22 protein-coding genes and 1 pseudogene are annotated in these 20,701 nt (G+C 46.2%); 1 reads left to right on the top strand and 22 read right to left on the bottom strand.

Translation table 11 applies throughout. From position 1 onward, the window contains the following. Positions 1-48 precede the first annotated feature (48 nt). From HWY38_RS15795 to rpsU, 19 genes and pseudogenes are all read right to left on the bottom strand, one after another. Complete coding sequence (locus HWY38_RS15795) at positions 49-861, bottom strand: pyruvate, water dikinase regulatory protein (RefSeq protein WP_003152991.1); 813 nt, start codon at positions 859-861, stop codon at positions 49-51. 25 nt (positions 862-886) lie between these two features. Then, positions 887-1,525 (bottom strand): transcriptional regulator CcpN, encoded by a 639-nt coding sequence (ccpN, locus tag HWY38_RS15790; RefSeq protein WP_003152989.1) that lies wholly within the window; start codon positions 1,523-1,525, stop codon positions 887-889. Between the two features lie 100 nt (positions 1,526-1,625). Next, positions 1,626-3,665: a glycine--tRNA ligase subunit beta gene (glyS, locus tag HWY38_RS15785; protein ID WP_224182174.1), complete on the bottom strand. Its 2,040-nt coding sequence runs from the start codon at positions 3,663-3,665 to the stop codon at positions 1,626-1,628. Further along, positions 3,658-4,545 carry a glycine--tRNA ligase subunit alpha gene (gene glyQ, locus HWY38_RS15780; RefSeq protein WP_003152984.1) on the bottom strand — a complete coding sequence of 296 codons (888 nt, stop codon included), beginning with the start codon at positions 4,543-4,545 and terminating at the stop codon, positions 3,658-3,660. Before glyQ ends, glyS begins: the two co-directional genes overlap by 8 nt. Positions 4,546-4,846: 301 nt before the next feature. Continuing rightward, complete coding sequence (gene recO, locus HWY38_RS15775) at positions 4,847-5,614, bottom strand: DNA repair protein RecO (RefSeq protein WP_224182173.1); 768 nt, start codon at positions 5,612-5,614, stop codon at positions 4,847-4,849. Positions 5,615-5,650: 36 nt separating this feature from the next. Beyond that, complete coding sequence (locus HWY38_RS15770) at positions 5,651-5,794, bottom strand: YqzL family protein (protein WP_007408286.1); 144 nt, start codon at positions 5,792-5,794, stop codon at positions 5,651-5,653. Positions 5,795-5,949: 155 nt separating this feature from the next. Next, positions 5,950-6,855, bottom strand: a complete 906-nt coding sequence (era, locus tag HWY38_RS15765; RefSeq protein ID WP_007408285.1) for a GTPase Era — start codon at positions 6,853-6,855, stop codon at positions 5,950-5,952. Further along, the gene (locus tag HWY38_RS15760) at positions 6,836-7,246 is read right to left on the bottom strand and encodes a cytidine deaminase (RefSeq protein ID WP_003152976.1); all 411 of its coding nucleotides are present in this window, start codon (positions 7,244-7,246) and stop codon (positions 6,836-6,838) included. Before HWY38_RS15760 ends, era begins: the two co-directional genes overlap by 20 nt. 123 nt (positions 7,247-7,369) lie before the next feature. After that, positions 7,370-7,744, bottom strand: coding sequence for a diacylglycerol kinase family protein (locus tag HWY38_RS15755; protein ID WP_224182218.1), 375 nt, complete (start codon positions 7,742-7,744; stop codon positions 7,370-7,372). Then, positions 7,725-8,198, bottom strand: a complete 474-nt coding sequence (gene ybeY, locus HWY38_RS15750; protein ID WP_003152973.1) for an rRNA maturation RNase YbeY — start codon at positions 8,196-8,198, stop codon at positions 7,725-7,727. Before ybeY ends, HWY38_RS15755 begins: the two co-directional genes overlap by 20 nt. After that, entirely contained in the window at positions 8,199-10,331 is a 2,133-nt protein-coding gene (locus HWY38_RS15745; RefSeq protein WP_007408284.1) for an HD family phosphohydrolase, read from the bottom strand. It abuts the gene before it with no gap. 80 nt (positions 10,332-10,411) lie between these two features. Next, positions 10,412-11,371, bottom strand: coding sequence for a PhoH family protein (locus HWY38_RS15740; protein ID WP_007408283.1), 960 nt, complete (start codon positions 11,369-11,371; stop codon positions 10,412-10,414). Beyond that, positions 11,335-12,559: pseudogene (gene yqfD / locus HWY38_RS15735) on the bottom strand (sporulation protein YqfD). Before yqfD ends, HWY38_RS15740 begins: the two are co-directional and overlap by 37 nt. Before the next feature lie 17 nt (positions 12,560-12,576). Then, positions 12,577-12,858: a sporulation protein YqfC gene (gene yqfC, locus HWY38_RS15730; RefSeq protein WP_003152966.1), complete on the bottom strand. Its 282-nt coding sequence runs from the start codon at positions 12,856-12,858 to the stop codon at positions 12,577-12,579. A 56-nt stretch (positions 12,859-12,914) separates the two neighbouring features. Further along, the gene (locus HWY38_RS15725; protein ID WP_224182172.1) at positions 12,915-13,349 is read right to left on the bottom strand and encodes a hypothetical protein; all 435 of its coding nucleotides are present in this window, start codon (positions 13,347-13,349) and stop codon (positions 12,915-12,917) included. Between the two features lie 27 nt (positions 13,350-13,376). Further along, positions 13,377-14,369, bottom strand: a complete 993-nt coding sequence (gene floA / locus HWY38_RS15720; RefSeq protein WP_174738115.1) for a flotillin-like protein FloA — start codon at positions 14,367-14,369, stop codon at positions 13,377-13,379. 24 nt (positions 14,370-14,393) lie between these two features. After that, the gene (locus HWY38_RS15715; protein ID WP_224182171.1) at positions 14,394-15,710 is read right to left on the bottom strand and encodes an NfeD family protein; all 1,317 of its coding nucleotides are present in this window, start codon (positions 15,708-15,710) and stop codon (positions 14,394-14,396) included. Between the two features lie 122 nt (positions 15,711-15,832). Next, entirely contained in the window at positions 15,833-16,279 is a 447-nt protein-coding gene (locus tag HWY38_RS15710) for a GatB/YqeY domain-containing protein (RefSeq protein WP_007408278.1), read from the bottom strand. Between the two features lie 14 nt (positions 16,280-16,293). After that, on the bottom strand, positions 16,294-16,467 hold the full coding sequence (gene rpsU, locus HWY38_RS15705) for a 30S ribosomal protein S21 (RefSeq protein WP_003152957.1): 174 nt from the start codon (positions 16,465-16,467) through the stop codon (positions 16,294-16,296). A gap of 171 nt (positions 16,468-16,638) precedes the next feature. On the opposite strand from rpsU, the gene HWY38_RS15700 reads away from it, so the two are divergent. Continuing rightward, a complete protein-coding gene (locus HWY38_RS15700) occupies positions 16,639-17,565 on the top strand; it encodes a Na/Pi symporter (RefSeq protein WP_021494332.1) in 927 nt (308 codons plus the stop codon). A gap of 37 nt (positions 17,566-17,602) precedes the next feature. On the opposite strand, the gene mtaB is transcribed toward HWY38_RS15700, so the two are convergent. Genes mtaB through prmA form a run of 3 tightly spaced genes read right to left on the bottom strand, consistent with a single transcriptional unit; the run spans position 17,603 to position 20,686 of the window. Next, the gene (mtaB, locus tag HWY38_RS15695; protein WP_224182170.1) at positions 17,603-18,958 is read right to left on the bottom strand and encodes a tRNA (N(6)-L-threonylcarbamoyladenosine(37)-C(2))-methylthiotransferase MtaB; all 1,356 of its coding nucleotides are present in this window, start codon (positions 18,956-18,958) and stop codon (positions 17,603-17,605) included. After that, a complete protein-coding gene (locus HWY38_RS15690; RefSeq protein ID WP_088461138.1) occupies positions 18,958-19,728 on the bottom strand; it encodes a 16S rRNA (uracil(1498)-N(3))-methyltransferase in 771 nt (256 codons plus the stop codon). The genes mtaB and HWY38_RS15690 overlap by 1 nt, the downstream gene beginning before the upstream one ends. 22 nt (positions 19,729-19,750) lie before the next feature. After that, complete coding sequence (gene prmA, locus HWY38_RS15685) at positions 19,751-20,686, bottom strand: 50S ribosomal protein L11 methyltransferase (protein WP_014418413.1); 936 nt, start codon at positions 20,684-20,686, stop codon at positions 19,751-19,753. Between the last annotated feature and the right edge of the window lie 15 nt (positions 20,687-20,701).

The raw sequence follows: 20,701 nt of genomic DNA, 5'->3' as shown, positions 1-20,701 counted from the left end.
TTTATTCCCTATTTGCATACCCAAAAACCCAGGATAAAGCGTCCTGAGTTATCGGCCCTTTGTTTTGAGATGATGAATGATGTTCGCTGTTTCCTCGACCGCTTTATTCGAAACGTCAACGACTTGGCAGCCGATCCGGTCCACGATTTTCTCAAAATACTCCAGCTCTTCTTTAATTCTGTTGATATTGGCGTAAATGGCTTTGTCATTTAAGCCGAGAGATTTTAACCGTTCTTTTCGTATATGGTTCAGTTTATCAGGACTGATTTTTAAGCCGATGCATTTTTTCGGATCAACGCTGAACAGTTCTTCCGGCGGATCGACCTCAGGAACGATCGGCACATTGGCCACTTTCAGACGCTTATGGGCAAGATATTGTGATAATGGGGTTTTAGACGTTCTGGATACTCCGAGCAGGATGATATCGGCTTTTAAAATGCCTCTTGGATCCCTGCCATCGTCATATTTGACGGCAAACTCGATCGCCTCGACCTTTTTGAAATAATCTTCATCAAGCTGGCGGACGCGGCCCGGTTCATATTTGGCGGTCAGACCGTAAGCCGATTCCATTTTATCGATGAGCGGACCGATAATATCGTAATACAGCACATTCGCTTTTTCCGCTTGTTCAACCAGGTATTTGCGCATTTCAGGAACAACGAGCGTAAAACAAATAATGCCGCCGTCCGCTTTGGCGAGAGACACGACTTCATTAATGGTGCCGATATCTTCCACATAAGGTATTCTTCTGATATGCGTATCATCGGCTGAGCCGTTAAACTGGCTGAGCGAGGCTTTTACAACGAGTTCGGCGGTTTCTCCGACTGAGTCTGATACTACATAAATGATGCGATTGTCCATGTTATCCCCCCGTTAGTTTTCAAGCTTATATGATTTCATTTTCTGATAAACTGACAAGTATCTTAGTCATATTCGTTTTCGTAAAACGGCCGATGACCTCAAAGCCTTTATCCGTATCTTTAATAACGGGCAGGGCATCGATCTGTTTTTCAATTAAATACTTGGCGATGTCCATCACATAATCGTCACGCCGGCAGACGGCGATATTCGGCATTCTTGTCATGATAATATGAACCGGTATTGAGGCAAGTTCCTGCTGGCCGATGCTCGCCCGCAGCAAATCTTTGCGTGACAGCACACCGACTAAGACAGCATCACGATCTACGACAAATAACGTGCCGACATCTTCTAAAAACATGGTGCAGATGGCATCGTATACCGAGACATTCTCATTGATGACAACAGGGATCGATTGAAAATCTTTCACTTGCAGCTTTTTCAGTTTATCCGCAAGCAGCTGATTTCCCGTTTTCCCCGTATAAAAATAACCGACCCGCGGACGGGCCTCTAAGAAGCCTGACATGGTGAGTATGGCCAAGTCCGGCCGCAGCGTGGCCCTCGTTAAATTGAGCTGTTCTGCGATATGCTCTCCGGTAATCGGGCCGTTTTCCTTTACAATCTGTAAAATTTGTTCTTGCCGTTTATTTAATTCGATCGTACTCACCACCTTTATGGAAGGGTTTCTTTATCTATGTTTTCATTCTGTGATGTTTATGTAAAAGGGGAAAAGACGATTGCCGATCACACAGCAACCGTCTTTTTCTTTATTTTACAATAAGATGATTCATATTAGCAAAAGACTTGATCACATCTGCAAGAGCGGTCATTTGCGCTAAACGGTTGGTTTTTAATGTTTCATCGTCCGCATTTACCATCGTGTGATTAAAGTAGTCTTCGATCGGCTCCTTTAATCCGCTGAGCACATCAAGCGCCTGTTCATAGTTTTTGGAGGCAAAGCTTTCCGCGACACTGTCTTTTGTTTTTTGATAAGCGTCATACAGCTTTTTCTCCTGTTCATTTTCAAACAGATCCGGCTTGACATCGCGGCTCTCGCCTTTTTTGCTGATGGAGATGACCCGGCCGAGTGATTCAGCCGTTTCTTTGAAGCCGGGTGTGCCGAGGTGCTTCTCAAGCACTCTTGCCTTATGAACGGCTGCATACGGCTCAAGCTCTGTGCTGTCCAGAACGGCTTCAATAACGTCATGACGGATGTCTTCAGCGTTTAAGACGTATTTCAGACGCTGTGTAAAGAAATCGAGGAGCTCATTTTCTTTTTCCGTTTCTGTCAATGACAGCAGCTCTTTAAACGAAATGCCCCAATTGCGGTCGATCAGAATGGAAACGATGCCGCTTGCCTGACGGCGCAATCCGTACGGATCCTGAGAACCTGTCGGAATTACGTCAATGCTGAAGAAGGAAGCAATCGTGTCCAGTTTATCAGCTAACGCCACGACCGCGCCGGTAAAGGTTGAAGGCACTTCTCCCCCGGCCGCTCTCGGCATATAGTGCTCATTGACAGCGGCAGCGACGGCATCATCTTCACCGAGCATGCGCGCATATTTTTCTCCCATTACGCCTTGAAGCTCAGGGAACTCATAGATCATATGTGTAACCAGGTCAAATTTAGAAATCTCTGCGGCGCGCTTCACAAGTTTTTGCGTCTGTTCATCCGCTTTCAGGCGGACGGCAAGTTTGCCCGCAATGGCGGTCACTCTTCTTACTTTATCTCCAAGGGAGCCGAGCTCTTCATGGAAAACGATATTTTCCAGTTTCTTCACGTTTTCATCAATGTTCAGCTTTTGGTCTTCTTTGTAGAAGAACGCAGCATCTGAAAGCCTTGCTCTCAGCACTTTCTCGTTTCCGCGGGCAACATTTTCAATTGCATGGCTGTTCCCGTTTCTTACCGTAATAAAATGAGGCAGCAGATTCCCGTTTTCATCTTTTACCGGGAAGTAGCGCTGATGCTCTTTCATTGTTGTTACAAGCACTTCTTCAGGGATAGAAAGAAATTCGGATTCAAAAGATCCGTAAAGCGCTGTCGGGTATTCCACCAGATGGTTGACTTCGTTCAGCAGATCCTCATCGATCGGAATATTCCATTTCTTCTCGGCCGCAAGCGCGTCCAGCTGGCTTTGGATCATTTGTTTGCGTTCTTTCGGGTCAGCAATGACGCTTTGTTCTTTCAGCAGCTTTTCGTATGATGCCGGTGTATCAACAGATACTTCTTGGCCGAGAAAGCGGTGTCCCTGTGTGTGCCGGCCCGTCTCGACATTTGTGATTTCAAACGGAATAACGTCTTTTCCAAAGAGGGCGGCAATCCATTTGATCGGACGGATATAGCGCAGTTCCTGCGTGCCCCAGCGCATATTTTTCGGAAAATGCATTCCGGCAATCAAATTTTCCAGCTGCGGTAAAAGTGTTTTCGTCTCTTGTCCCGCCTGGAATTTTTGAACGAAGACATATTCCGTGCCGTTTACATCTTTTATATACAGGTCATCCACTCCGGCGCCTTGGCCTTTTGAAAATCCGATAGCGGCTTTTGTCCAGTTTCCGTCAGCATCCTGAGCGATTTTTTTCGCCGGGCCTTTTGCTTCTTCCTGAATATCAGCCTGTTTTTCTGCTACGTCTTTTATATATACTGCCAGACGTCTCGGCGTATTAAAAAGTTTCACTTCGCCGTGGGCGATATTTTTTTCAGCCAGCCACCCGGTCAGCTTTTCACCGAGCTGCACCATGCTGTCATGTAAAAACCGCGCCGGCATTTCCTCGAGTCCGATCTCTAAAAGCAAGTCTTGTTTACTCATGGGAAGAGCCCTCCTCTTTAAGCATTGGGAACCCTAATTTTTCCCGTTCTTCATAATACGTTTTTGCCACTTTTCTCGCTAAGTTGCGGACACGGCCGATATAACCCGTCCGCTCTGTCACCGAGATCGCGCCTTTTGCATCGAGCAGATTAAATGTGTGAGAGCATTTCAGCACATAATCATAGGCCGGATGCACAAGCCCGTTATCCATTTGTCTGATCGCTTCTTTTTCATAGGTGCTGAACAAATGGAAAAGCATATCCACGTCAGATGTTTCAAAAGTATAAACGGAATGCTCATATTCAGCCATCATAAATAAATCTTTCACAGTAAATCCTGACGTCCATTCAAGATCAAAGACGTTTTCTTTATCCTGAATATATGACGCGAGACGTTCAATACCATATGTGATTTCAACGGATACCGGTTTACATTCAATTCCGCCCACCTGCTGGAAGTATGTAAACTGAGTAATTTCCATCCCGTCAAGCCATACTTCCCAGCCGAGACCTGCACAGCCTAAAGACGGGTTTTCCCAGTTGTCTTCTACGAAACGGATATCATGTTCAAGCGGGTCAATGCCGAGCGCACGCAATGAATCAAGGTAAAGCTCTTGAATGTTATCAGGCGACGGCTTGATAATGACTTGGAATTGGTGATGCTGATAGAGCCTGTTCGGGTTTTCACCGTACCGTCCGTCCGCAGGCCGTCTGGACGGCTCAACGTAAGCCACTCTCCACGGTTCCGGCCCGATGCTTCGTAAAAATGTATACGGGCTCATTGTGCCTGCGCCTTTCTCCACATCATACGACTGCATGAGCACACAGCCTTCATTCGACCAGTGCTTCTGCAAGGTTAAAATCATATCTTGAATGTTCATTTCAAGCACCTCCACTTTCTCCATTCTTTTACAAGTGCGGCGGCAACCAAAAAACTCCCGTCTCTATGCTTGCCGGCCGCAAACATAGGGACGAGAGTTCTCCCGCGGTTCCACCCTAGTTGCTGAGGATGTGAATCACTCAGCCTCTTTTTAAAGGGTTGCTCGAGAATGCCTTTCGTTGCGCGCTCATCCTTAGCTTACACTGCCCTAAGGTCGCTTGTATGAGTTGGACGCAAGTACTTCTTTCTGTCACTGCAACATATTTTATAATAAATGATCATATAAAAAGATGGGCAGAATGTCAACTTTTGTTTTCATCCAAAAGGTTCTTCATGCTTTCCATCTGATCTAAAAACCGTTTTGACTTTAAATAAAGTCCTGAATATTCCTCGTAATACAGATCAATGACCTGTTTAATTTCGTTTTTGGTTTCCTGTTTTAACGAGACGCTGCCGAGCCTTCCGATATCAAAGTAATAAAAAAGCCTTAGCAGCCTTGCCGTTTGCGGCGACATCGGAACTCTGTACGGATCCTTTTCAAAGCAGCGGTGGCAGATAAACCCGTTATCTCTTATCGAAAAATGAAACGTCCCTTCCCCGCTTTTGCAGTGGACACAATGATTCAGCTCCGGATACAGCCCCATGACGCCGAGCATTTTCATCTGCACGATGAAGGTGATCACGTCTGGGTCAGTCCCGTCATTCAGCCTCTTAAAGGATTCGAGAATCAATTCGAATAAATAGGGGTTCGGTTTCTTCTCTTCCGTTCCTTTGTCAGTGAGTTCAGCGATAAAAGCGGCATACGCCGTCAAAAATAAATCTTCTCTGATCGTTCTCATGCTGAGAATCATTTCACCCTGCTGGAGCGTGCCGAGTCCGGATGTTCTTTGCATTAAAAATGACCCGTACAAAAACGGCTGGCTGACTGCTGACAGCCGGCTGGCTGACTTCCTGGCGCCCCTTGCCATGACGCCGATTTTGCCGTGTTCCCTCGTCAGCAATGTCACAATTTTATTCGTCTCCCCGTAGTCATTCGTACGGAGCACGATTCCTTCACATTTAGTCAGCATTTCCGCACCTTCCAACAACGGGAGGGGCCAAGAGGTTTACAAAATTGGAAAATCAATTCGGGCTAGCTCATCTTCCGGTTCTTCGGGTCTTTCCAGGTTCTCTTTTTCCAGTTCTTTAAAAAGAAGGTACGTATCAACACTTCCTGTTTGAGAAAATACGTTCCAGGTAAAATTCAACACAAAAAACCCACCTTTCATCATTAAACTAGCTTTACAATCCAAATTCTTACCCTTATCTTGACCTGATGTCCTCCTTTTCATGTTAAACAAATTTTGCTAACGAATCCCTGCTTCTGTGAGGTAATCTCACACCTCAGGCATGCGCCTTAGATGAATTAATATTCATCCTCTTTAAAGCCGAAATCACGCAGCTGAGACATTTTATTCCGCCAGTCCTTCTGCACCTTCACCCATAATTCCAGGTAAACGCGTGAGCCCAAAAGAGCTTCAATATCAGCCCGCGCTCTTTTGCCGACTTCTTTCAGAAGCGCTCCTTTTTTGCCGATGACAATGCCTTTTTGAGAATCCCGCTCGACCACAATGGTGGCGGCGACATGGACGGAGCCGTTTTCCTGCCCTTTAATGGACTCGATGGCGACAGCGATGCTGTGCGGCACTTCTTCCCTTGTCAGATGGAGCACCTTTTCCCTGATCAGTTCAGAAATAATGAACCGCTCGGGATGGTCAGTCACCTGATCGCTCGGATAGAACTGAGGCCCTTCCGGTAAATACGCTTCAATCTGCGCGAGAAGGGTTTCGACGTTGTTCCCTTCCAAAGCTGAGATCGGCACGATTTCCTTAAACGGATAGCGCGTACGGTACTCATCAATTAAAAGAAGCAGCTGGTCAGGGTGGATCTTATCAATTTTGTTTACGATCAGAAAGACCGGCGTGGACGTCTGTCCGAGCTTTTCAATGATAAACTCGTCGCCTTTTCCGTACCCTTCTTCGGCGTTAATCATAAATAACACCAAGTCAACTTCTTTCAGCGTATTCTGGGCCACTTTCATCATAAAGTCGCCAAGCTTGTGCTTTGGTTTGTGAATGCCCGGTGTATCAATAAAAATGGTCTGCGACGTGCCGGTTGTCAGCACCCCTTGGACTTTATTTCTTGTCGTCTGAGGTTTGTCGCTCATGATGGCGATCTTTTGACCGATGACCCTGTTTAAAAAGGTAGACTTTCCTACGTTCGGTCTTCCGATGATAGATACAAATCCTGATTTAAAGCTTTCGTTCGTCATGTAAATCCTCCGATGAAAATGCGCCCGGCAATAATTCTTCCGCAGTCATTTCTTTTATTTGTCCTTGTAAGTTGGTCAGAATAACAAGCATATCCTTTGAGCACAGCTCCGAAATTACTTGTCTGCAGGCTCCGCACGGCGAAACCGGTCCCGGAGTATCCGCAGCCACGGCGAGCATCGCAAATTCCGTATCCCCCTCGGAAACAGCTTTGAATATCGCCGTGCGTTCAGCACAGTTGCACATGCTGTATGCCGCATTTTCAATGTTGCAGCCTCTGTACACTTTTCCGTCTTTGGTAAGAAGAGCGGCTCCCACTCTGAAATTTGAATACGGCACATACGCTGTGTCCCGCGCTTTTAATGCTTCTGCAATCAATTCTTGTCTGTTCATGTGTACTTAATTCCTCTCTTACCTTTATCCTGTATGATACCGCTGTCACTTTTATTTTACATAATTATGATTGGTTTTTCACGCCCATTTTTGGCAATGTAAAATAATTGTAAGAATCTTCTGCTAACATATCTTCGGCAAGAAGATGAGTAAACCAATGATACACGATATCACGGCAAAGACGCAAACGGCTCCGGCGGCCGCGTCCTTTGCAGCTTTTGCGAGCGGGTGATACTGATCGGTAACTAAATCCACAACATGCTCTATCGCCGTATTTAAAAGCTCCAAAGCAAGCATCCCTCCGATCAGCACCAAAACAACGGCCCATTCGGCTGTGCTCAGCCCGGTGAGAAAACCGCAAACGATAACGGCGCAGGCCGCGGTAATATGAAATTGAAAATTCCGCTCTGACCGCACCGTTTTCCAGATTCCCCTCCATGCATGGACAAAGCTCTTCAGGAACCTGCTCCACTCGTTTTTATGATCTCGTGAGTCCATACTCATCCAGCAAATCCTTTTGCTTTGAAAACATTTCTTCCTCTTCTTCTTTTGTCATGTGATCATAGCCAAGCAAATGCAAAAAGCCGTGGACGGCCAGAAAACCGAGCTCTCTCATAAATGAATGGCCGTACTCTTCCGCTTGCTCTTTCGTTCTGTCAGCGCTGATGATAATATCTCCTAAAACAGGCGGCATGTCGGCGCCTACGATTTCAACCTCGTCTTCGCCTTCTTCTTCAAGCGCAAACGAAATGACGTCAGTCGGAGTGTCTTTTCCCCGGTAGTCTCTGTTGATTTCTCTGATTTCCTCATTTGTCACAATCGTGACCGATACTTCAGCCTGGTCCTGAACGCCTTCTTTTTCCGCCGCGAATTGGAGCAGCTTCTCCACTTCTTGGAGAGCATCAGCTGAGACGCTGTTCGTTTCATCAACAATATCTATGAGTAAACCCATTTATTTCACCTTCTTCGTAGCCTCCGGATATTCAATCCGGGAGTGGAAAATTCCTTTTAAAGTCGCACATAGTGTTTTTGCGATCGTATCCAGTTCTCGGAACGTGAGATCACATTCTGAGAATTGTCCGTCCTGAAGCTTATCGGATATAATTCCCCGCACCAGTTTTTCGATCCGCTCGGGATTGGGATTATGCATGGAACGGACGGCGGCTTCAACGCTGTCGGCCACTGAGATAATAGCCGCTTCTTTCGATTGCGGCTTCGGCCCCGGGTAGCGGAACTCTTTCTCTGTAATCTGGTCGCCCTTTTCTTTCGCTTTATAATAAAAGAATTTCAAAAGGGACGTTCCGTGATGCTGCTCCGCGATATCCACAAGCTCTTTCGGAAACTTATAGCTTCTGAGCATATTCGCACCGTCTGTCGTATGTGCGATAATGATATTTTTGCTGAGCTGCGGAGACAGCTTGTCATGCGGATTATCCATATTCATCTGATTTTCAATAAAATATTGCGGACGTTTCGTTTTGCCGAGATCGTGATAATACGCTCCGACCCGTGCTAAAAGACCGTTTGCCCCTACGGCTTCACAAGCCGCTTCCGACAGATTTGCCACCATGACGCTGTGATGATATGTACCGGGTGTTTCCGTTAAAATCTTTCGAAGCAGGGGATGATTCGGATTAGACAGTTCAATCAGTCTCATCGTTGAAAGAATGCCGAATCCCGTCTCAAAAAACGGCATCAGACCGATAATCAAAACGGATGAAGCAAGTCCCGAGACGACCCCCATCAGCATCAGCGTTCCGATTTCAACCGGTGACAGCGCCGTATTTTGTATTAATAAAAGCGACAGCACGATAATCATATTAATAAATGAGACGAACAGTCCCGTCTGCAATATTTTTGATCTCGCATTATGTTTTCCCAAAAACAGAATGCCTGAAATGCTGCTGATTAAATAGTAAATGCCGATGACGTAATTAAATGTTCCCGTCACACCCTGATTAAACATCATACTGCCGCAGATCGCCAGAATGATGCTTCCTAAAATGGCGAGCCTTTCATTGAGCAGCAGCCTGATTAAAATCGCGCCGGCGGCGATCGGTACAAGATAACCGATATTGGTGTATTCAATCTTCTGAAAGAGACTGACGACTTCCATAATGACGAGAATAAGCGTTGTAATGATAGAAAACAGCAAAAGAGATTTATTTTTCAGCTTAAGCTCCTGCTGCTGTTTCTCAAAATAGTAGACAAGCGTGGCGATAAACAGCCCGATCATCAGAAGCAGACCGCTGATCGGTTTTAACAGGTTGGAATTATTCAAAAGACCCGTCAGTTCAAGCTTCCTGTATACTTCCCGGTCGATCAGGTCATTCTCTTCCACGAGAACCTGTCCCTGTTTGATCTGTACCGGCTGGACGCTGTCTGACGCTTCCTGGCGTTTTTCATCGGTCGCTTTCGGATCAAATACGTAATTCGGGATGACCGCGTATTTTCCGATTTCAGTCGCAGCCGCTAAATATTTTGACGGCACAGAAGCGCTTTTCAGCTCTTTTGCGACCTTATCCTTCGCTTCAGCAAGCTTTTCAGAAGGAATTTCACTGCTCATCACCGTATTCACCGCGGTAATGACGGAATCCCTCACAAATGAGAAATCTTCATTGTTTGCATGGAGAAGCGATTTAATGGCATCTTCCGAGACGGATTCATTGACATCCTGTGTCAGCTTGTTTTTCACCGATTTTACCAGTGATTTTTCCGAAGGTGACTTTTTGTCTTTTTCCGCATCTTTTTTCACTTCGCCGATGCTGTCAAAAATGGAAGTGATCAGGTCAAGCCGGTTGTCGGTATAGCCTTTTTTCAGAGTGTATTGGTCTTCCACCGCATCTTCGGCCGCCTGCTTTTTCGATTCCGTCGCCTGCTGATCTTCCACTGTGGCGGGCGCGTAAATCGTCTTATCACTGACTGCAAACAAATCCAAATTAAGTGATTCAGGTTTTACATGAATAAAGAGCAAACCAAACATGATCGCTGAAAGCAGCAGGTACAGCAGCACATGGGCTGAGCGGGCATGTCTGAAACTGCGGAACCGTTCCCGGGCGCTTTTGCCCTTTCCCTTCTTTTTCAAAACAAGAACCTCCTCCCTGAAACATCAGGAACACATCATATAAAAATGACCCGATAACGGGAGATCGGGTCATTTTTGCATTACTTTTGCTTATCATAAGCTTCAATAATTTTTGCAACAAGCGGATGCCTGACCACATCTGTCTGGTCAAGTTCAATCACGGAGATGCCGTTTACGTCCTTCAGCATGTCCTTCGCTACTGCAAGTCCCGATGTGACGCCTTTCGGCAGGTCAATTTGGCTTACGTCGCCCGTAATGATCATTTTAGAGCCAAAACCCAATCTCGTCAAAAACATTTTCATTTGAGCGGGAGTGGTATTCTGGGCTTCATCAAGAATCACATACGCGTCGTCAAGCGTCCGCCCTCTCATATAGGCAAGCGGGGCGATTTCAATAACCCCTCTTTCCATAAGACGCTCCGTATGGTCGCTTCCGAGCACATCATGGAGCGCGTCATACAGCGGGCGCAGATAAGGATCTACTTTTTCCTTTAAATCTCCGGGCAGAAAACCGAGGCTCTCGCCGGCTTCCACAGCGGGTCTTGTTAAAATGATTTTTTTAATGTGGCCGTTTTTTAAAGCGTGCACCGCTTTTACGACCGCCAAATAAGTTTTGCCGGTTCCCGCCGGCCCGATGCCGAACACCATGTCGTTTTTCTTCATCGCCGCCACATATTCTCTTTGGCCGATGGTTTTGACACGGATCGGTTTGCCTTTTGCCGTTTTCGTTATTTCCTCTTCATACATGCTTTCAAAATAGTCCAGTTCATCTTTTTTTGCCATTTTCACGGCATACAGCACATCACGTTCCGAAATCTCGATCCCCTTGCGAATTAAAGTAAGGAGCGAGCCCAATAATCTGTCAGCGATCTCAAATGTTTCATCATTCCCGGAAACGTAAATGGTTTCACCGCGTGTGATGAGGCTAATGCCCAGATCCTTCTCCATTAAATGTAAAAAGGCATCTTGGCTGCCGAACAAAGAAAGTGCTTCGTCCGGGCTTTTCAGTTTGTGATTAATCGCAAGTAAATGTTCTGCCATTCTTTAGTCTCCCTGAACAATAGGTGTGGTTTGAACGATATCTTCTATAACTTGGTAGAGAATAATCAACTTTACTTTACCATTCTCAACGGATTGGTGCAAAACTTTTTCACTTTCCACCTCTCCGCTGCCGTTTAATCGCTTTTCTACATCTTGTCTTCCCATTTTGATACCGGCCTGAACCGCTTCGCCTTTCGTATAAGTCCGCACGGATGTTTCACTTTCTCTTGTCTGTTCTTGAACGTAAGAAACCGGAAGCTTCATCCCCAGAAATTGAAACGGATGCTTTTCTTCCTCTGTTTTCGGATGTTTCAGCGGCTCCTCATTAAACCCGAAGCCCCAAAAAGGCACGCCCCATGATCCGAAAGACAGCTTGTGCTTCGTCCTTACTTTACCCGTATATAGCGTAAATGATGTTTCAAGAGGCACGGTTACTTCTGACTTGTACCATGTTTCTCCGTAAATTTCCGCTTTTGAGGCGACTTTCCGGTCTTCATTTCCGATCAGTCCTGAGACGAGGAGCTGTCCTTTGTCAACATGATCGTTCACAAAAGCCATCGGCTGCCCCTTTTGCACGAACATCCTTTTGATGACCGCCTTCTTTTTGGCAACGATATGGCGGGGGCTCACGTACTTTTCTTTTGTCGGTTCGTTTTTTTCGACCACTTTCATATGAAGGGCTGTCCCGTTCAATTCCACACCGACCCACGTAATATTATCGATACCGTTTGTTAAGGATTTTTGAATTTTCTCCGGCGTCATCATTAAAAATTGCAAACGGCCTTTTTTTACACCGATTTCTTCAAGGTGCTTTACCATCTGATGCTCGGTCTCTGGCTTGGCCCCTTTAATATCAATTTCCCAAATCATGTTGGACAAAAGAAACAATATAACAAAAAATATCACAAATCCCGCAGTGAAACCCAGGTTTAATTTTGATTTGAGAAGCAGAAAGGGAAGACCCTTTCTTTTTGTAAAGCTTGCTTTGCATTCATGTTTTCTGATGACTCTTCTGAAAGCATGTACATCCTGAAGCTGAATCATCAGCAGAACACAGTCTTGCTTTTTTTTCACCGCAAAGATGGCGATTCCGTTTCTCGTGCATTCATTCAGCAGCCGTTCAATCCCTTTTCCTTTGACTTCCATTTGGACTTTACCCGAAAAAAATGACAGCCATTTGTTTTTCACATTATTTCCCCCCGGCTTTATGAATCGACATATCGTACGTGATCTATCGTGCCTTCCAAAAGGATTTCCTCAGGAAGGATTGCCTTAATGACCAAGTTTTTTCCTGATATGATACACTGCCCCTGCTTGAGCATCAGCCTGACTTCTTCTTCGCTGAACAGCAGGAGGCCTCTGTGATTCTCTATGTAGATATGAAGTCTGCCGACCATCGTAATACGAGGCAGATCCATCATAACGTCCGGGGGAATTTCCAATGCTCTTGTCAGCCATGCCTTTACACGATTCTTTCTTTGCCCCATAAAAAAAGAACCCCCTTTCATCTCATATGTATGATTTGAAAAGGGGTTCTAACACTTTATTTTTTACCGATGTTCCGCATGGTCCGGTGCGGTTTTTTTGCACGGGGCGGCCCCAAAACCTCACTGAATATAATGCCTTGGACCGCAGTTTCTTTATTTATTTTGAGGGCTGATTTCTTCAGAGACGCGTTTCGTGCGCGTGGGGATGCCAGCTTATGTTCAAGCCCGTTAAACATCTGCTCCGTCTCCGCTAAGCGCTTTTCAGCTTCCCTTCTTTTTTGCTCAAAAGGGTTCTCTTCTGAAACGGCAGGCAATTCTTCCGCTTCCGGCTTATGCTCTTTCTGCGGCTGTTTTTGATCCTGCTTTTTTGCCTGATTTCCGGAACGTGTACCCGGCGGACGTTTTTCATCTTTGTTTTTCTTGCCGAATATTGCCGATATAATGCCGATGACGGCGGCAATGACGAGCGGATTTGTCAGAATCTCGTGCATATAGCGGCTCCCTCCTTAATAGAGAGGTTATTGTTGGTCTTCATCTTGCTGGTCATTCGTCAGCTTGCCGATAGAATCCCTCATGTCCGTATCCGCGTCGATATTTTTTATGTTCATATAGTCCATGACGCCGATGTTTCCTTCACGCAACGCTTCTGCCATCGCAAGCGGCACTTCGGCTTCTGCTTCCACGACTTTCGCACGCATTTCCTCTACGCGAGCGCGCATTTCCTGCTCTTGGGCGACCGCCATGGCGCGGCGCTCTTCGGCTTTGGCCTGCGCAATGTTTTTGTCTGCTTCTGCCTGATCCGTCTGAAGAATCGCTCCGATGTTTTTGCCGATATCAACGTCGGCGATGTCAATCGAAAGAATTTCAAATGCGGTGCCTGAATCCAGCCCTTTGCCAAGTACGGTCTGCGATATCATATCTGGGTTTTCAAGCACTTTTTTATGATTCTGTGAAGAACCGATTGTCGAGACAATCCCTTCTCCGACACGGGCGACAATCGTCTCTTCTCCCGCTCCTCCGACAAGGCGCTCGATATTAGCTCTTACCGTGATTCTGGCTTTTGCTTTTACTTCAATTCCGTCCATGGCGACACCCGCGATAAACGGTGTTTCAATGACCTTCGGGTTGACGCTCATCTGTACAGCTTCCAATACGTCACGCCCGGCCAGGTCAATGGCTGCACAGCGTTCAAATGTCAGCTCAATATTGGCGCGCTGTGCCGCAATCAGGGCATTGACCACCCTGTCGACATTACCTCCGGCCAGATAATGGCTTTCGAGCTGATTTGTTGTTGCGGCAAGGCCGGCTTTGTGCGCTTTAATTAACGGATTGACAACGCGGCTTGGTATGACGCGCCGCAGCCTCATCCCGACCAAAGTGAAAATGCTGATTCTGACTCCTGCCGCAAGCGCCGAAATCCATAGCATCACCGGTACAAAGGTGAAGAATATGGCTAACACAATAATGGCAGCAGCAACTAATGCTAAAATCGCCAAACTTGACAGTTCCATCTAATTCCTCCTCAAGGTTATCATCTATATTTCTCTCACGACAATGCGTGAGCCTTCCGCTTTCACTACTTTCACCTGTCTGTCTTTTTCAGTGAATGATCCTTCCGAGACGACATCCAGACGTTCATCATCAATAATGACGGTGCCTGACGGTCTGAGGGCTGTAGCGGTAACGCCGACTTTTCCCAACAGCTCCGTCCGGTTCTGATTTGAAACATAGCCGCTCTCCGTGCTTGTTGAATCAGTTAATATTAATTTTTTAAAGAATTTCATTCGTTTCCCCAACACCCTTGTTAATATGATAAAGGCTGTAATAGACACAGCAATGGCGATCAAGAGAGAAACCGCCATTACGGTAAAGCTGCCCGCAGCGAGAAAGAGGCTCGCGATGACGCCTGCAATACCGATAAGACCGATTATGCCTCCGGGCAGAAATATCTCTAAAAGGATAAAAACGAAGCCCGCGCAAAATAAGAATATGCTGTCATAGCCGGCGAATCCGGCAGCGATATGCCCGGTGAAAAACAGCAGCATGGCCGTCAGTCCGACGGCACCCGGTATCCCGAGGCCCGGCGAGAACAATTCAATGGTCAAACCAAGCAAAGCAAGCGTTAATAAGACGGGGACAACAAACGGATTTGTCAGCCATCTGCCCAGTTTGCCGACGAAACCTTCTTCTGAATGGTGAACATCCGCTTTGTCAAAACCGAGCTTTGTATATAAAGCATCAAGGTCTGAAACCGTGCCCTCCGAATATCCGACTTCCTTGGCTTTTTCAGCTGTCAGTGTCAGCAGTTTTCCCTTTGGGGCGCCCGCTTCCTTTGCATTGATGGCGGGATCTGCCATGGCCAGGGCGTATTTCGGATTTCGGTTGTTTTTAACCGCTGCGTCCTCCATTTCTGCATGCCACAGTGATTGGGCCTTTTTGTCCGCCGCGTTTCCTTTTCCGTCGATGATGGCTGCGGCACCCATTTTTCCGCCCGGCGCCATATAGATTTCATCTGCCTGAAGCGCTATATACGCTCCGGCAGAAAGCGCCCGTTTATTAACGTAAGCGGTAACAGGCACATCCGCGCGGCCGATGATATCCGCAATATCCAAGGCTGATTGAACGGCGCCTCCCGGTGTATTGATGTCAAGAATAATGTGTGACGCGCCGGACTCCTTCGCTTCTTTGAAAGAACGCGATAAAAACGAGGCGAGTCCCTGTTCGACATTTTTCTCAACCGGGATGACATAAACCGATGGATGATCAGCTTTCGCGTTCAATTGAACCCCTAATAAAGATAATACAAATAAGCCCAATAGAGCAACAGCAATTCCGGTTTTTTTTCGGAACAAGGCAAATATACCCTCCTTCCCGTTTCGTTCTTCTTTATATACGTAACAAATGTACTTTAGTTTCATTTTTTTATGTATAAAAAAAGACATCTCTCAAGGAAAGATGTCTTTTTTCTTGTCAATTAAGATAATTGACTGCTGACAAGTCTGTTAATTACGCTTCCGTCAGCTTTACCTTTTACTTTAGGCATAATAGCACTCATCACTTTGCCCATGTCCGCTTTGGAGCTCGCACCGACTTCAGCGATGGTTTCATTTACGATTGTCTGCAGCTCTTCTTCAGAGAGCTGCTTCGGTAAATAAACTTCTAAAATGTCCAGCTCTTTTTGAACTTTATCTACTAAATCTAAACGATTAGCGTTTGAAAATTCATGGAGGGAGTCTTTACGTTGCTTAAGTTCACGAGATAGGACAGTAAGTTCCTCATCCTCGGTCAAACTGTCTTTCTTAAGCTTAATTGCTTCGTTTTGAAGTGAAGCTTTCACCATTCGAACGACAGTCAGTTTGTCTTTCTCACGGCTTTTCATATACAGCTTCATATCTTGGTTAAGTCGCTCAAGAAGACTCATAAATCCACCCTCTTTTAGAATTTGCGTTTTCTAGCAGCTTCTGACTTTTTCTTGCGCTTTACGCTAGGTTTTTCATAAAATTCGCGCTTTCTTGCTTCTTGCAAAGTACCTGTCTTTGATACACTGCGTTTGAAGCGACGAAGAGCATCTTCAAGCGATTCGTTTTTTCTAACGACCGTTTTTGACATTCTCTTTCCCTCCCTCCGAATACACCAATCGACTACCTTTAAAAAGATACATATATAAACATGTACTTTGACATTATAATATAAGCCATCAGTCAGGTCAACTAAGCGAGCTCACTTTTCCGTCATGAATAAGGCTGCTTGTCTATATAATGATGGAAAGGGGTGTTTCATTTGATGATACTGATTCTCTTTACCGCACTTATCCTGATTTTTTTACTCGGAATGAGCCTGCTCAGGCAGGGGCTGATCGCATTAACGTATTCAAAAATTGAGAAGAGCCTGCTCTTATTTACCGACCACCCTTTGAAAGCTTTTCTCATAAGCATCGTATTCACTGGTTTTCTTCAGAGCAGCTCAGCCTTCATGGTCATTGTCATCGGCTTTGTCAGCGCAGGCGCTTTATCTTTTAAACGGACTATTCCGATGATTCTCGGCACGAATGTCGGCTCCACGTTTACGACGGAGTTTTTAGCCATAAAGATGGATGTGCTCATTTGGGTGCTTTTTATCGGAGGCCTTGTGTTTATTCTCATCCGTAAATATCCGTTCAGGCAGATCGGCATAAGCTTCCTCGGTCTCGGCATCATCTTCTTTTGCATCACATGCTTCAGCCGGCTCGCCGTTCCGCTGACAGAAATGAAGGCGGGGGCGGAGGTTTTGCGACATGTGAATGATTCGAGCTGGTCCGCTCTTTTTATCGGTATGATATTGACGGCAATCATTCATTCAAGCTCCGTCTGCATCGGCATTTTGATGAGTTTTATGAACGAAGGGGTGATCGGCATTGAACAAGCGGTCAGCGTCGTTCTGGGATCTAATATCGGGACATGCGTCACGGCCGTCATGGCTGCTGTTTCAGGCGGTTATGCCGCCAGACAGACCGCCGGTGCTCACGTTGTGTTTAATATTCTCGGCGTGCTGCTCGTATTTCCCTTCCTGTCCGCATCAGCAGGTTTTACGGAGCGCCTGTCTGATGATCCCGCGCAGATGATTGCGCATTTCAGCCTGTTATTTAACGTAGTCACCGCCCTATTGTTTCTGCCGTTCACACATTTGTTTTATCGGCTGATTGACAGGCTGATTCCTCCGAAACCGTAAAAAAACCGATGCGGGAAGGCACCGGTTTTTTTATCAGTTATGAAGACATGCGCATGTTTCGGGTCATTTCATCCTCAACGACACGGACGAATTGTCCTCCATTGTACGGATAGCCCGCTTTTTGAATTTTGACTTTGACAAGTTTGCCGATTAGATCTTCCGTGCCTTTGAAGACGACTTTCATGTAATTGTCCGTATAGCCGACGAACATGCCCTCCTCATCAGACTCTTTAAACGCCTCTTCCGGAATGATTTCCAGAACCTCTCCTTCATAATCGGAGGCGTATTCTTTGGCAAGCTGGTCTGACAGCGCGATCAGCTTATGCACCCGTTCGTTTTTCACGTTCTCGTCAACCTGGTCTTCCATTCTGGCCGCAGGTGTTCCGGTGCGTTTGCTGTAAGGGAATACGTGAAGCTCTGAAAACTTATGTTCTTTAATGAACCGGTATGTTTCCATAAATTCTTCTTCCGTTTCACCCGGGAAACCGACGATGACATCAGATGTGACGGCCAGACCCGGCAGCGCTTCTTTCAGCTTATTTAAACGGTCCGCGAAAAATTCCATCGTATATTTGCGTCTCATCCGTTTCAGAACGGTATTTGATCCTGACTGAATCGGGATATGAAGGTGACGGACGATTTTATCAGACGCATCCAGCACTTCAATTACTTCATCAGTGATTTGGCTTGCTTCAATAGATGAAATTCTGATCCGCTTCAATCCTTCTACACGTGTATCAAGCTCGCGGAGAAGCTTGGCGAAATTATAATCTTTCATATCTTCGCCGTAGCCGCCCGTATGAATCCCCGTCAGGACGATTTCTTTATAGCCGGCATCCACCAGCTGCTGCGCCTGTTTAATGACTTCTTCCGGATCGCGGGAACGAAGCAGGCCGCGCGCCCAAGGGATAATGCAGAACGTACAGAAGTTGTTGCAGCCCTCTTGGATTTTTAACGACGCTCTTGTGCGGTCAGTAAAAGCGGGAACATCCAGCTCTTCAAACACGCGTGCTTTCATAATATTGCCGACGCCGTTGATCGGCTGACGCTCTTCCCTGTACTGCTCAATGTAACCGAGCATTTTTTCACGATCCTGTGTGCCGACGACAATGTCAACACCCGGGATGGCCATAATTTCTGCCGGAGAGGTTTGCGCATAGCACCCTGTTACGCAGATGACGCCGTCAGGGTTTTGGCGGATCGCCCGTCTGATGACTTGACGGCTTTTTTTATCTCCCGTGTTTGTTACCGTACATGTATTAATGACATATACATCTGCTGTCTGTTCGAATTCTTTTCGTTCATAACCCGCATCTTTAAACAGCTGCCAGATTGCTTCTGTTTCATAATGGTTGACCTTGCAGCCAAGGGTATGAAAAGCAACAGTTGCCATTACTGATCACCTCTTAATAACTCTGTATGATAGGAAACTGCGCTTAACGCGTAAAGAGGCGCAGTTTCAGTCCGTAAAATTCTCGGTCCGAGGCCGCATAAGACGGCGCCTTTTTCTGAAAGCTGATGAACTTCAGACTCAGTCAGACCGCCTTCAGGGCCGAATACGATTAAAAGAGACGAACCTTGCGGAAGGCTTTTGAGCTCCGCGGCGAAAGCGCCCGTTTCTCCCTGCTTTGATGACTCCTCGTATGCAACGACACATTTATCGACATTCTCCGCCATTTCAAGCAGCTGCCGGAACGTATGAACGGTTTTCACTTCGGGAATTTCATTGCGGTACGATTGCTCCGCCGCTTCCTTCGCGATTTTCGCCCATCTCTCCCGTTTTTTCTTTGCCTTTTTGTCGTCTAGCTTAACAACGGATCTGGCGCCTTGAAAAGGGATGAACATACTTGCCCCCAGCTCGGTCCCTTTTTGGATAATCCATTCAAGCTTATCGCCTTTCGGAAGGCCGCTTGCGATCCTGATCTTCAAAGGCAGTTCACGGTTTTCACCCGTCCACTCAGCAATGCTGCATGATATATGATCTTTAGAAACCTCTTTAAGCAGGCATAACGCTTCATGGCCGTCTTTCGAACAGCAGATAATCCGGTCTCCCGCACTCATTCTCATGACGTTCGCTATATGGTGGACGTCTTCCCCCTTGATTTGAAAATCAGGAGTTTCGTCCATCTCCTGCTTCGTGAGCTCGATAAAATATCGTTGCATACGCTGTGACACCTACTAACTGTTATTTTTTCGCGATGATGCTGACCCAATCTTCCATAGACAGAATTTCTATGATAGTAAAGCCGGCTTTTTCCAACGCTTCTTTTACTTCCTGTTTTTTCTGGCCGATAATGCCTGAAGTAATAAAATGGCCTCCGTCTTTGAGCAGGTCGTACGCCTGTGATGTAAAGCGGAGAATCACTTCTGCCAAAATATTTGCGACAATGACATCATGTTCGCCCGTGATGCCGTCTAACAAATTGTTCTGCTTCACTTCGGCCGTATCACTCACTTTGTTCAATTTCACATTCAGACGCGCGCTTTCAACAGCGACCGGATCAAGGTCATACGCATGAACCGATTCGGCCTCAAGCATGGCGGCCGCAATGCTTAAAATTCCTGAACCGGTGCCGACATCAATGATACGGTCGCCTTTTTGAACGATACGCTCAAGCGCCTGAATGCACAGAACTGTTGTCGGATGCGTTCCCGTACCGAATGCCATACCCGGATCCATTTCGATAATCAGTTCATCTGTATGAACAGGTGTGTACGTTTCCCATGTGGGAACGATCGTGAACTTTTCAGAAATTTTCACAGGATGATAATACTTTTTCCAAGCTGTCGCCCATTCTTCTTCATTCACTTCAGAAATGGTGATTTTGTTTCTGCCCAAATCAATGTCGTACAAAAGCAGATTATTAATCGTCTCTTTAATGCCGTCCACCGTTTCGCCGAGGAAACTGTTGATCGGCAGATACGCTTTGACAATGACACCCTCATCGGGGTAATCATTGGGGTCGAGCTGGTAGATTTCCCCGTAAACATTCTCACGCTCTTTCATTAAATCAAGCGGATCTTCGATGACAACCCCGCTCGCACCAGCTTCATGCAAAATATTTGAGATGGGTTCGACCGCTTCATGTGTTGTGTGAATGCTGATTTCGGACCATTTCAAAACTACCAACTCCTA

Origin of the sequence: Bacillus sp. KS1 (assembly GCF_020075515.1) — a bacterium.
GTDB lineage: Bacteria > Bacillota > Bacilli > Bacillales > Bacillaceae > Bacillus > Bacillus velezensis.
The sequence above is the reverse complement of the archived record's forward strand: the minus strand, read 5'-3'. Positions and strand labels throughout refer to the sequence as shown.

Coding starts and splice junctions, on each gene's coding strand:
- HWY38_RS15795 (WP_003152991.1), bottom strand. CDS start 861: ATGGACAATCGCATCATTTATGTAGTATCAGACTCAGTCGGAGAAACC.
- glyS (WP_224182174.1), bottom strand. CDS start 3,665: ATGAGTAAACAAGACTTGCTTTTAGAGATCGGACTCGAGGAAATGCCG.
- glyQ (WP_003152984.1), bottom strand. CDS start 4,545: ATGAACATTCAAGATATGATTTTAACCTTGCAGAAGCACTGGTCGAAT.
- recO (WP_224182173.1), bottom strand. CDS start 5,614: ATGCTGACTAAATGTGAAGGAATCGTGCTCCGTACGAATGACTACGGG.
- era (WP_007408285.1), bottom strand. CDS start 6,855: ATGACGAACGAAAGCTTTAAATCAGGATTTGTATCTATCATCGGAAGA.
- HWY38_RS15760 (WP_003152976.1), bottom strand. CDS start 7,246: ATGAACAGACAAGAATTGATTGCAGAAGCATTAAAAGCGCGGGACACA.
- HWY38_RS15755 (WP_224182218.1), bottom strand. CDS start 7,744: ATGGACTCACGAGATCATAAAAACGAGTGGAGCAGGTTCCTGAAGAGC.
- ybeY (WP_003152973.1), bottom strand. CDS start 8,198: ATGGGTTTACTCATAGATATTGTTGATGAAACGAACAGCGTCTCAGCT.
- HWY38_RS15740 (WP_007408283.1), bottom strand. CDS start 11,371: ATGGCAGAACATTTACTTGCGATTAATCACAAACTGAAAAGCCCGGAC.
- yqfC (WP_003152966.1), bottom strand. CDS start 12,858: ATGGGGCAAAGAAAGAATCGTGTAAAGGCATGGCTGACAAGAGCATTG.
- HWY38_RS15725 (WP_224182172.1), bottom strand. CDS start 13,349: ATGCACGAGATTCTGACAAATCCGCTCGTCATTGCCGCCGTCATCGGC.
- floA (WP_174738115.1), bottom strand. CDS start 14,369: ATGGAACTGTCAAGTTTGGCGATTTTAGCATTAGTTGCTGCTGCCATT.
- HWY38_RS15710 (WP_007408278.1), bottom strand. CDS start 16,279: ATGAGTCTTCTTGAGCGACTTAACCAAGATATGAAGCTGTATATGAAA.
- rpsU (WP_003152957.1), bottom strand. CDS start 16,467: ATGTCAAAAACGGTCGTTAGAAAAAACGAATCGCTTGAAGATGCTCTT.
- mtaB (WP_224182170.1), bottom strand. CDS start 18,958: ATGGCAACTGTTGCTTTTCATACCCTTGGCTGCAAGGTCAACCATTAT.
- HWY38_RS15690 (WP_088461138.1), bottom strand. CDS start 19,728: ATGCAACGATATTTTATCGAGCTCACGAAGCAGGAGATGGACGAAACT.